This window comes from Thermodesulfobacteriota bacterium, assembly GCA_040756475.1.
Taxonomy (GTDB): domain Bacteria; phylum Desulfobacterota; class Deferrisomatia; order Deferrisomatales; family JACRMM01; genus JBFLZB01.
This window is the reverse complement of record JBFLZB010000153.1, coordinates 1-11,014: the sequence shown is the minus strand read 5'-3', so window position 1 is coordinate 11,014 and position 11,014 is coordinate 1. Positions and strand designations below refer to the sequence as shown.

Below are 11,014 nucleotides of genomic sequence, written 5' to 3'. Positions count from 1 at the left end.
GCATCCGGCGGGTGTACACCCTGGACAGGGGGCCCAATCCCGCGGGGCGCATCGGCTTTCTCGTCAACCGCTTCGAACCCAGGGCACGGGGGTCCCTATGGCTGCGCCTGCGCCTGTGGCTCTACCGATCTACCATTCGGGCAGATCTCTACGCCAGGGCCTCTGGCCGGCGAGGGCGGCGCCGACGGTGAAAGCCCCCGGGGGTGACGCCGGGCAGGGCAGAGAATGGATGCGGGCGGTTCCCGGCCGGTGCCTTCCCGTGATAGAAGGGCGATCTGTCCGAAACTTCCCCCCCTGGTGGGGGCCGCTGAGTTGCCCATGACCTTCGGTCACCCCGAGGGATGAAACGGTAGGGCGGGCGGTTCCCGCGTAGCGGGGTTCGCCCGCCGGTTTGGCGGGGCAAGCCCCGCCCTACGCCTCTCCCGGAGCTGTCAAGGGTCAGCCGAGTTTCTTTATAGCGAGTAGAGGCGACGATGGACCACAGACGTTGGTTGGGGGCGGCCGGGGCGCTGCTCTGGGCGGTAGCCGGCTTTGGGGCGTCGGCGTGGGCGCTCATCGACGTGCCCACCTCGGAGCGGCGCGCCGTCTCCCTGGCGGAGCTCGCCTCCGGTTCGGGGATCGCGCGGCCCGTGGACGCAGGCGCGGGTCCCCTTGACGACGCCTGGTTCCTGGAGTCCTACCGGGCCCTCCAGGCCCGGGGCCTGGTGGACCCCCTGGGGGAGCGGTACGCCTCGTGGCAGGCGGCCCGTTCCGACGGCGGCCTCCACCTGGAGACCCTGCTCCCCCAACTGGAGGTGCGCTCCTACGTCTTGGGGAGCTCCACGGACCAGCGGCTGCTCTACCACACCTCGGGCGACAGACTGGAAGACGGGTTCAATACCTTTCTCTCCGCCTCCGGCGCGGCCTTCTGGGGCGACCGGGTGGGGGGGGCGTACGAGCTCCAACTCACCCAGAATCCGGACGATGTCGGCTATCGTACCAAGCGGCTGTATCTCAAGACCGTCTGGGGCAAGTGGTCCTTGAAGGCCGGGCGGGATTCGGAACGCCTGGGGCAGGGGTACTTCGGCAGCCTGCTCCTGGACGACAACGCCCCCACCATGGACCTGTGGCGCGTGCGCACGGAGGAACCCCTCTTCCTCCCCGGGTTCCTCGGGCGGGTGGGGGGTTTTCGCTTCACCGTCTTCAACGGGTACCTATCGGATGACACCCCTTCTCCCCCCGACCGCCGGTACGGCAGCGGGGTGGCGCCGGTACGGGACCCCAGGCTCCTGGGGATGCGCTTCTCCTACCACCCGACCTCCTGGTTCGACCTGGGCTTTACCCGCGTGGTCTTCTACGGGGGCAAGGGCCGGGAGAAGTACGACAGCCCAAAGGACTGGTGGAAGCTCATCTCGGGAAGCGACGAGCACGCCTTCGAGGGCGAAAGCCGCCGGTACGACAACGAGGGCCACGCTTCCTACGACCTCACGCTGCGCCTGCCCTTCCTCAACGGCGTGGGGCCCTTGAAGGGGGGGAAGATCTATTGGGAGCTCGCCGGAACCGACGGGGGACCCACGGAGTTTACCGGGCGGTGGGAGAGGCACAACATGCTCGGGTTCATCCCCTTCGAGCTTCTCCGGAGGGGATATCTCGGCGGCTTCATGATTTCCACCGGTCCCACCGAGGTGCGCTGGGAGTATGCGAAGACCGACGCAGCCTGGTACAACCACTCCCTCTATCCCCAAGGGTTTACCTACCGGGGGCGCCCCCTGGGCCACCCCATGGGGGGCGATGCCTGGAGCACGTCTGCGGAGGTTTCCCGCTACTTCGGCACGGGCTGGCGGACCTCCCTGACCGGTGAGGTCTCGGAGCGGGGCCGTTCGCTTCCCGAGAGCGAGGTGCGCTGGGAGGGCAACCTGCGGGTGGAGGCCCTGTCGCTCCGAGCGGCCGGCGTGCCGCTGACGGCAACGCTGGACCTGCTGGGCGCCCGGGTGCGCGACCCCCTGGACGACCCGCGAAGGGTCGACCGCCACGAGGTCTACGCCGGGCTGGGGTTGGCTTCCTTCTGGTAGGCGACTACTCCCGAAAAAGCGCCCCGAGATCGAGGGAGAGGTCGTCGAAGATCCCCACGGGGAGGGAATCGTCCGGCCCGTAGACGGCGGGAGCCCCGTAGGCTCCGTCGGGGCGCAGGGTGTAGACCATGACGATCCGGTCCACGGGGTGGACCAACCAGTACTCCCGGACTCCGTGGCCCTCATAGAGGGCCTTCTTTTGGACGTGGTCGACCGACGCCGTGGAGGGCGAGGTGATCTCGATCACCAAGTCCGGCGCGCCGCGGCAGCCCCGGTCGTCGAGCTTGGCGGGGTCGCATACGACGATGAGATCCGGTTGGACGACGGTGTCCACCGTCTCGTCGGACTCCCCGCTCCTTGGCAGGCGGACATCGAAGGGAGCGGGGTAGACGCGGCAGGTCTTGCCCTCAAGGTAGGCGTACAACCTGCTTCCCAGGGCCATGAGCAGTTCCTGATGACGCCGATTGGGTCCGGGGCTCATGAGCCGGGGCTTCCCCTCCAGCAGCTCCCAGCGCTGGTCGTCGGGCCAGGTCAAGTAGTCCCCGTACGTGAAGCGCTCGCCGGGGCGGTCTGCGGGCAGCGGCATGGCCTGCCTCCCGGAACGGATGGGTGTTCGGATTCCTTCTAGCAGAGAGGAAAGGGATGGTCAAACCGGGGGCGTCCGCCGGTGCCCGCCTCGCCGTCCTCCACCTCGCCCACGTCCGGTGGTTCAACGCCGAGGCCCAGTACGCCCTGGACCTGGCGGGGGAGATGGGGCGCCAGGGCCACCGGGTGGCGTTCCTGGCCCAGACCGGTTCCCCTGCCGCCCGCAAGAGCCGGGAGGCGGGGCTGGAGACCATCGAGGAGTCGGGGTTTGGCGGCAAGGGCCTTCGAATGGCGGGGGTCCTCCCCGCGGCCCTGCGCCTCCTGCGGGTTCTGCGTTCCCGGCCCTTCGACGCCGTCCTGGTGCACAGGCCCGAGGGGCTGCCCCTGGTGGTCTGGGCGTGCCGGCGGGCGGGGGTGCCCTGCGTGCGGGTGCGCGGGGACATGCGGCCCGTGCGGGCCGACCCCTTGAACCGGTTCCTGTACACCCGCTGGCTCGCCGGGGTGGTGGCATCCAACCGGTCCATCGAGCGCTCCCTGAGGGCGCGCCTGGGCGCCGTCCCCTGCCTGCGGACCATCCACGGCGGCGTGGATCCGGGGGTCTTTGCGCCGGCAGGGTCGGGGGCGCCCCTGCGGCGGGAGCTCGGACTCGGAGAGGGCGTGTTTCTCGTGGGCATCCTCGGCCGGCTAGGCTCGGTGAAGGGGCACGACGACTTCCTGGAGGCCGCCCGGCTTGCCCTGGGGGACGGAGCCGACGCCGCCTTCGTGGTGCTCGCCAAGGAACCCACGGCCCGCCAGACCGACCTCGAGGCCCGGGTGGCGGCCGATCCCGTCCTTTCGGGGCGCGTCTTCTTCTTGGGACACCGGACGGATCTTCCGGCCGTGCTTCGGTCCTTCGACCTGGGCGTGGTCGCCAGCACCGGGAGCGAAGCCAACTGCCGGGTGGGCCTGGAGTGGATGGCTTCCGGGGTGCCGCTCCTGGCCACACGGGTGGGCGTCCTCCCGGACCTGGTGGGGGAGGGGGAGACCGGCTTCCTGGTACCCCCCGGGGACCCTTTCTCCCTGGGGGAGAAGATCGTATACTTGGCCCGGCGTCCGGAGGCGGCCCGCCGTCTCGGGCGGGGCGCCCGCGAGCGCGTGCTCGAGCGGTTCACCCTGGACCGCTGCGCTCGGGCCCACGTCACCTTCCTCCACGAGATCCGCCGAGACCATCGTCCATGATCGACTTTGATGGGGCAGCCCGGGCAGCCCTGGGCCGGCTCGAAGCCCGTCGCGAACCCGTCCGGGTGGCGGTGGTGGGCGACGTGATGCTCGACCAGTTCCTGTACGGCGCGGTGGAGCGGATCTCCCCCGAGGCGCCGGTACCCGTGGTGGAGGTCGAGCGGGAGGTCTTTCGTCTGGGCGGCGCCGCCAACGTGGTGCACAACCTGGTGTCCCTGGGAGCCGACGTGGAGCTCTTCGGGGTGGTGGGGCCCGATTCCCTGGCCGGGCAGATTCGCGACGAGCTCGGCCGGCTCGGCGTCGCCGGGGCCGGCGTGGTGGAGTCCCCGGACCGGCCGACCGCGGTGAAGACCCGGGTGATCGCCCAGCACCAGCAGGTGGTCCGGTTCGACCGGGAGCGCCGCGGCCCCCTGCCCGAGGAGGTCCTCCGGTCGCTTCGTGAGGGCCTTCTAGGGCGGCTGGGCCGCCTGGACGCCGTGATCGTCTCGGATTACGGCAAGGGTGTGGTCTGCCCGGGGCTCATGGGCCCGCTGGTAACCCAGGCCCGCCAGGCCGGCGTGCTTCTCGCCGTCGACCCCAAGCCGGGGAACCTGGGCCAGTACCGAGGCGTCACGGTTCTGACGCCCAACACCAAGGAAACCGAGGCCATGGCCGGGGCGCCGGCGCGCTCGGACCCCGAGGCGGTGGAGGCGGGACGAAGGCTCCTTTCCGAGCTCGGCTCCCAGGCCATCCTGGTCACCCGGGGCGACCGGGGGATGACCCTGGTGGAGGCTTCGGGCCGCGTGGCCCACATTCCCACGCGGGCGCGCGATGTGTTCGACGTGACCGGGGCGGGGGATACGGCCATCTCGGTGCTGACCCTGGCCTGGGCCGCGGGGGCGTCGCCCCTCGAGGCCGCGTGCCTCGCGAACCTGGCCGCGGGGATCGTGGTGGGCAAGCTCGGCACCGCGGTGACCGCCATGGACGAGCTGCGCGGCGCCGCAAACCATGGGAATCGGACTCCTGTCCCCTCCGATCTCGCCTGACGCGCGGTGGCGCGCGGCGGGCAGCGGCGGCCCCCAAGCGGGGGAGCTCCTCCGCCGCCTGCAGCGGGGAGCCTGGTCGCCCCTCCAGTTCCGTCCCGACCGGACCGCCTACCGGGTCGAGATACCAAGAACGGCCGGGGACGGGGACGGGGAGGAGCCGGTCTTCGTCAAGCACTACGCCCCCAAGGGACTGGCGGCGCGGGTGCGCGATTTCGGCCTTCGGCGCAAGCCCCAACGTGCCTTTGTCCTCGGGCACCGGCTCGGGCGCGCCGGAGTCGGGACCCCCGTGCCCCTGGGGCTCTTTGCCCTCGGCCGGGGGCTGTGGCGCGAGGCGCTGCTCGTCAACGAATGGGTCGGGCCCACCCGGGCGTGGCCGGAGCACCTGGGGCGCGAAGCGCCCGGAAAGGGAGCCGCCCCCGGGTTTCGGGAGGGGGTCCTCTCCCTGGCCCGCCTCCTCGGGGCTCTGCACCGTCTGGGCCTCTACCACGGTGACCTGCCAGGCAATCTCGTGTTCGGGGCAAAGGGCGGCAGGTGGAGGCCCTTCCTCGTGGACCTGGAGGAGCTGCACCCGCGTCTGTCCCGCCGGCGGCGGGTGAAGAACCTGGAGGAGCTCGGCCGGGCGTTGTCCGATCTCACCATCCTCTCGCTGCGCGATCGCTGGGATTTCATCCGGGAGTATGCAGGCGCGGCGGGACTGGGGGCGTCGGAGCCCGCTACCCTCTGGCGCGAGGGGCGCGAAGCCCAGCGCCGGCGGGGGCGGCGGGCGCGAAGTCGGGACAGGGGATGAGCCGGCCCGGGGTGCCTGCGCCCTGCGTCCTGGTGTCGGGGCTTCTGCGCAGTCCGTCGGTCTCCCCGGAGAAGCTCCTGCCGGAGCTGGAGGAGCAGTTCGGCCCGGTACGCGCCTCCTCAGGGGAAGAGCCCTTCGCCCAGTCCCGGTACTACGACGGCGAGATGGGCAGCGGGCTCCTGCGAAGCTTCCTTGCCTTCGAAGGGGTGCGCGACCCCGGAGGGCTGGTCCGCCTCAAACTCGCGGCCAACGCGCTGGAGGAGGCCTGGGCCGGGCCCCGGGGCCGGGAGGTGAACTTCGACCCGGGACTGCTCAACCTCACCCAGGTGGTGCTGGCCTCGGGAAAGCCCGCGGCCCACCGCGCGTACCTGGGCCAGGGGATATACGCCGAGGTGGAGTTGGTCTTCGAGAGGGGCTCGTTTCGCCCCCTCCCCTGGACCTACCCGGACTACCGGGAGCCCCGTGCCCTTGCGTTCTTCAACGAGGTGCGGGATGGCCACAAGAGGCGGCTACGAAGCGCCGCGGCCTCCTTCTCCAACGTGCAACGAACCACGAGCAACGGACAAACGCCATGATCAAGAGCATGACCGGCTATGGCCGGGCCGAGGGCGAGATCGGCGGGCGACGCCTGGCCGTGGAGATCAAGGCCGTCAACCACCGCTTCCTGAACTTTCTCGCCAAGCTTCCCCCCGAGCTCCAACGCTGCGAGTCGGAGCTGCTGGGGCTGGTCAAGTCGCGGCTGCAGCGGGGCCAGGTGAACGTGTTCGCCGCGTGGGACGGCCGCTGTGGGGCCGCCTCGGGAGTCTACGTGAACGTGGAGGCGGCGCGGGAGGCCGCCCAGGCGCTTCGGGCAGCGGCCCGGGCGGCGGGGATCTCCGGAGAGGTCACCCTGGAGCACCTCCTCTCCATCCCGGCGGTAACGAATCCGGGGGGCACGGGGCTCGATCCCGAAGCCTTGTGGGCGGAGGCCGCGCCCGTATTCCGCGACGCGCTAGCGGCGCTCGACGCCTTGCGGGCTCGGGAGGGGGACGACCTGGCCGCCGATCTGCGCGGGCGCCTGGATGCCATCGGCGAGTTGGTCGGCCGCGTGGAGTCGCGACGCCCTGCCCACGTGGAGGAGGTGCGCGGCCGCCTGGCGCGCCGCATCCAGGATCTGGCCCAGGATCTACCCCCCGAGGTGGCCGCCGAGCGCATCGCCCTGGAGGTGGCCCTCTTCGCCGACCGCTCCGACGTCTCCGAGGAGGTCGTCCGACTGCGGAGCCACCGGGAAAAGGTTCTCGAGCTCCTGGCCGAGGGCGGCGTGGTGGGCCGAAAGCTCGATTTCCTGCTCCAGGAGATGAACCGCGAGGTCAACACCATCGGCTCCAAGGCCGCCGACACCGAGATCGGCCGCGCCGTGGTGGAGATGAAGGCCGAGCTCGAGAAGATCCGGGAGCAGGTACAGAACCTCGAGTAGAGGCTTGTTGCTTGTTGCACGTAGCTTGTTGGAGAAAGGCCCGGAGACCGAGACCACAACCGCCCGTCGCCAACGTGCAACGCGCAACCTACAACGGACAAACTCCAATGCCCCACGCCCGCTTTGCCCATCTCCACGTGCACACCGAGTACAGCCTCCTGGACGGGGCGATTCGCCTGGGGGATCTTCTGGCCAAGTCCAGGGAGCACAAGCTCCCGGCGGTGGCCGTCACCGACCATGGGGCCATGTACGGGACGGTGGAGTTCTACAAGGGCGCGGTGAAGGCGGGCGTGAAACCGGTTTTCGGGTGCGAGGCCTACGTGGCCCCGGGGTCCCGCTTCGACAAGCGCCCCCACGAGGGGGAGTCCAACTTCCACCTGCTGCTGCTCGCCCGAAACCAGGAAGGGTACCGAAATCTCTGCCGCCTGGTGACCGCGGGCTACCAACCCGAGGCCTTCTACTACAAGCCCCGCATCGACAAGGCGCTCCTGCGAGAGCACGCTGCGGGCCTCATCGGGCTCTCGGCGTGTCTGAAGGGGGAGGTGCCCCGGGCGATCCTCCGGGGCGACCTGGCCGCCGCCCGGGCCCTGGCCGAGGAGTATGCCGCCATCTTCGGCGAGGGGAACTACTACCTGGAGCTCATGGAGAACGGCATCCCCGAGCAGCGCCGCGTGAACGACGGGCTCATCGCCCTGGGCCGGGAGATGGGTGTCCCCGTGGTGGCCACCAACGACTGCCACTACTGCAACCGCGACGACGCCAGAAGCCACGAGGTGCTCGTCTGCATCCAGACGGGGAAGACCCTCCACGACGAAAAGCGCATGAAGATGTCCACCGACGCCTTCTACCTCAAGAGCCCCGAGGAGATGGCGGAGGCCTTCGCCTACTGCCCCGAGGCGGTGGCGGCCACGGTGGAGATCGCCGAGCGCTGCAACGTAGAGCTCGACCTCAAGCGCCACCACTTTCCCGTGTACCAGGTCCCGGAAGGGGAGACCCTCGACGACTGCCTGGACCGCCTCGCGCGGGAAGGCCTGGAGGAGCGGCTCCAGGCCCGGCGTTTTGCGACGCCTCAGGAAGAAGAAGAGGTCCGCCGCAAGTATGGGGAGCGGCTGGAGACCGAGCTCAAAGTCATCCGCGACATGCAGTTTCCCGGCTACTTCCTCATCGTCCAGGACTTCATCAACTGGTCCAAGCGAAACGGGGTGCCCGTGGGGCCGGGGCGCGGTTCGGCGGCCGGCAGCCTCGTGGCCTACGCCCTCAAGATCACCAACATCGACCCCATCCCCTACGATCTGCTCTTCGAGCGATTCCTGAACCCCGAGCGCGTGAGCCTGCCCGACATCGACGTGGACTTCTGCTTCGAGAACCGGGACAAGGCCATCGCCTACGTGACCCAGAAGTACGGCGCCGACAAGGTGGCCCAGATCACCACCTTCGGGAAGATGCTCGCCCGCGCCGTGATCCGCGACGTGGGGCGGGTACTGGATCTTCCGTACGCAGAGGTGGACCGCATCGCCAAGCTCGTGCCCGCCGAGCTCAAGATCACCTTGAAGAGCGCCCTGGAGAAGGAGCCCCGGCTCAAGGAAGCCATGGCCCAGGACACCCGGGTGGCCGAGCTCATGGAGCACGCCCAGCGCCTCGAGGGATTGAACCGCCACGCCTCCACCCATGCGGCGGGCATCGTCATCGCCAACCGGCCCCTGGTGGATTATCTGCCGGTCTACAAGGGAAAGAACGGCGAGACCGTGACCCAGTTCGCCATGAAGAGCGTGGAGGACATCGGCCTCATCAAGTTCGACTTCCTGGGCCTGAAGACCCTCACCGTCATCCAGGACGCCCTGCGCCACGTCAACCGCCGGCGGCCCGCCGGGGAACAGCTCGACATCGACGCCATTCCCCTGGACGACCCGGCGGTGTATGCGCTGCTGTCGCGGGGGGAGACCACCGGGGTGTTCCAGCTGGAGAGCTCGGGCATGCGCGAGCTCATGGTGCAGCTCAAGCCCACGGTGTTCGAGGACATCGTGGCCCTGGTGGCGCTCTACCGGCCCGGCCCGATGCAGTCGGGGATGATCCCCGACTTTATCGGCCGCAAGCACGGCACGATTCCCATCGAGTACGAAGTGCCCGAGCTCCAGCCGATCCTCAAAGACACCTACGGCGTCATCGTGTACCAGGAACAGGTCATGAAGATCGCCCAGGTGCTGGCCGACTACAGTCTGGGCGAGGCAGACCTGCTGCGACGGGCCATGGGGAAGAAGGACCTGGGGGAGATGGCCAAGCAGAAGAGCCGCTTCCTCGAAGGCGCCAAGACCCGGAAGATCGACCCCGCCAAGGCCGACAAGATCTTCGAGCTCATGGCGAAGTTTGCGGAGTACGGCTTCAACAAATCACATAGCGCCGCCTACGCCCTCATCACCTACCAGACCGCCTACCTCAAGGCCCACCACCGGGTGGCGTTCCTGGCCGCGCTCCTGACCAACGACCGGGCCAACACCGACGACGTGGTCAAAGACATCGCCGAGTGCCGGGCCATGGGCGTGCCGGTGCTCCCCCCCGACGTGAACGAGTCCGGCATCCACTTCACCGTGGTGGGGGAGGCGATTCGCTTTGGCCTGGCCGCCGTGAAGAACGTGGGGGAGAGCGCGCTGCAGAGCGTGCTCTGCGCCCGTGACAAGGACGGGCCCTTCCGGGGCCTCCTGGATTTTTGCGAGCGGGTGGACTTGCAGAAGGTCAACCGCAAGGTGATCGAGAGCCTCATCCAGTGCGGGGCCTTCGACTCCCTGGGGGGCAACCGCGCCCAGTACCTGGCCTACCTCGACCGGGCGCTGGAGCGGGCGGCGGCCGTGCAGAAGGACCGCGCCCGGGGTCAGACCAACCTCTTCGATCTACTGGCTGGGCCGGGCAAGGAGCCCGGAGTTTCCGCCGACGACCTCCCGGACGTGCCGCCGCTCTCGGCCACCGACCAGCTGCGGGCCGAGAAGGAGGTGCTCGGGATGTTCCTCTCCGGTCACCCCCTGGGGGAGTGGGCAGAGCTCTTGCGGACCTACACCGATGGGAACCTGCTCGGGATCCTGGAGCGGCCCGACCGGTCGCCGGTGACGGTGGGGGGAGTGGTGGCGGCGTGCAAGGTCATCACCAACCGGGCGGGCAACCGCATGGCCTTTGTGACCCTCGAGGACACCGAGGCGACCCTCGAGGTGGTGGTCTTTGCCGAGGCCTTCGCCCGGGCCGAGGCGCTCCTCCAGTCCGACGCGCCGGTGGTCATCCGGGGAACCTTCGAAAAGACCGAGGATGCCGGGAAGATCCTGGCCGAAGAGATCCTGCCCCTGGCGGAGGCCCCCGAGCGCCTCACCCAGGCCGTCCACATCCACATCAACGCCGGCCTCCACTCCCGCGACGACCTGGAGGCCCTGCGCCGGCTCCTGGCCGCACCCGAGCACCGGGGCCCCGCGGCGGGCTACGTCCACGTGCTCGTGCCCCAGAAGGCCGAAGCCGTGATCCGCCTTCCTTCCTCCCTGGGTCTGCGTGCCTCCGCCGAGCTCAAACAGGCCGTGACCCGCCTGGTGGGCAACCCCGCCGCCATCGCGTTCCAGTAGACATCTGTCCCTTCGTCCGAACTCCACGCGTCTTTCCACGATCGGGTAGCGGTTTTATCCGATCGTTCGGTGACGCTCGCGAAAACCCCGGTGTAATGTGAGTAAACGCGGCGAGCCCACAACCACGGCCGGGGAGAAGGGAGGACACGACAGCACCCGCCGGGCAGAACGGGACCGCGGGAAACCGGTATGTCATCCTTGCCTTTGCGATCGAGAAGGGAGGCACACACCATGCGCACGAGACTCTGGATTGTTGCCGCCGCCGTTGTTCTTGCAGCGGGCCCAGCCCTGGCCCA

The 11,014-nt window shown here is 69.4% G+C and carries 9 protein-coding genes; 8 read left to right on the top strand and 1 reads right to left on the bottom strand.

What is annotated here, in order from left to right; translation table 11 throughout:
• Both AB1578_17820 and AB1578_17815 read left to right on the top strand, forming a co-directional pair.
• A partial coding sequence (locus AB1578_17820) for a hypothetical protein (GenBank protein MEW6489751.1) occupies positions 1-191 on the top strand: 191 nt, incomplete at its 5' end.
• 282 nt (positions 192-473) lie between these two features.
• Positions 474-2,051: a capsule assembly Wzi family protein gene (locus AB1578_17815; GenBank protein MEW6489750.1), complete on the top strand. Its 1,578-nt coding sequence runs from the start codon at positions 474-476 to the stop codon at positions 2,049-2,051.
• A 4-nt stretch (positions 2,052-2,055) separates the two neighbouring features.
• On the opposite strand, the gene AB1578_17810 is transcribed toward AB1578_17815, so the two are convergent.
• Positions 2,056-2,637, bottom strand: coding sequence for a Uma2 family endonuclease (locus AB1578_17810; GenBank protein MEW6489749.1), 582 nt, complete (start codon positions 2,635-2,637; stop codon positions 2,056-2,058).
• Positions 2,638-2,693: 56 nt separating this feature from the next.
• Here AB1578_17810 and AB1578_17805 point away from each other — a divergent pair, with 56 nt between their 5' ends.
• From AB1578_17805 to dnaE, 6 genes are all read left to right on the top strand, one after another.
• The gene (locus AB1578_17805) at positions 2,694-3,854 is read left to right on the top strand and encodes a glycosyltransferase (protein MEW6489748.1); all 1,161 of its coding nucleotides are present in this window, start codon (positions 2,694-2,696) and stop codon (positions 3,852-3,854) included.
• On the top strand, positions 3,851-4,879 hold the full coding sequence (rfaE1, locus tag AB1578_17800) for a D-glycero-beta-D-manno-heptose-7-phosphate kinase (GenBank protein MEW6489747.1): 1,029 nt from the start codon (positions 3,851-3,853) through the stop codon (positions 4,877-4,879). Before AB1578_17805 ends, rfaE1 begins: the two co-directional genes overlap by 4 nt.
• Entirely contained in the window at positions 4,842-5,666 is an 825-nt protein-coding gene (locus AB1578_17795; protein MEW6489746.1) for a lipopolysaccharide kinase InaA family protein, read from the top strand. Before rfaE1 ends, AB1578_17795 begins: the two co-directional genes overlap by 38 nt.
• Complete coding sequence (locus AB1578_17790; GenBank protein ID MEW6489745.1) at positions 5,663-6,241, top strand: DUF4416 family protein; 579 nt, start codon at positions 5,663-5,665, stop codon at positions 6,239-6,241. Before AB1578_17795 ends, AB1578_17790 begins: the two co-directional genes overlap by 4 nt.
• Positions 6,238-7,122 (top strand): YicC/YloC family endoribonuclease, encoded by an 885-nt coding sequence (locus AB1578_17785; GenBank protein MEW6489744.1) that lies wholly within the window; start codon positions 6,238-6,240, stop codon positions 7,120-7,122. Before AB1578_17790 ends, AB1578_17785 begins: the two co-directional genes overlap by 4 nt.
• A gap of 107 nt (positions 7,123-7,229) precedes the next feature.
• Positions 7,230-10,718: a DNA polymerase III subunit alpha gene (gene dnaE / locus AB1578_17780; protein MEW6489743.1), complete on the top strand. Its 3,489-nt coding sequence runs from the start codon at positions 7,230-7,232 to the stop codon at positions 10,716-10,718.
• Positions 10,719-11,014: the final 296 nt, after the last annotated feature.

What these genes read in the sequence shown, in the direction of transcription:
- AB1578_17790 (MEW6489745.1), top strand. Translation starts at nt 5,663, where the DNA reads ATGAGCCGGCCCGGGGTGCCTGCGCCCTGCGTCCTGGTGTCGGGGCTT.
- AB1578_17815 (MEW6489750.1), top strand. Translation starts at nt 474, where the DNA reads ATGGACCACAGACGTTGGTTGGGGGCGGCCGGGGCGCTGCTCTGGGCG.
- AB1578_17810 (MEW6489749.1), bottom strand. Translation starts at nt 2,637, where the DNA reads ATGCCGCTGCCCGCAGACCGCCCCGGCGAGCGCTTCACGTACGGGGAC.
- AB1578_17805 (MEW6489748.1), top strand. Translation starts at nt 2,694, where the DNA reads ATGGTCAAACCGGGGGCGTCCGCCGGTGCCCGCCTCGCCGTCCTCCAC.
- rfaE1 (MEW6489747.1), top strand. Translation starts at nt 3,851, where the DNA reads ATGATCGACTTTGATGGGGCAGCCCGGGCAGCCCTGGGCCGGCTCGAA.
- AB1578_17795 (MEW6489746.1), top strand. Translation starts at nt 4,842, where the DNA reads ATGGGAATCGGACTCCTGTCCCCTCCGATCTCGCCTGACGCGCGGTGG.
- dnaE (MEW6489743.1), top strand. Translation starts at nt 7,230, where the DNA reads ATGCCCCACGCCCGCTTTGCCCATCTCCACGTGCACACCGAGTACAGC.
- AB1578_17785 (MEW6489744.1), top strand. Translation starts at nt 6,238, where the DNA reads ATGATCAAGAGCATGACCGGCTATGGCCGGGCCGAGGGCGAGATCGGC.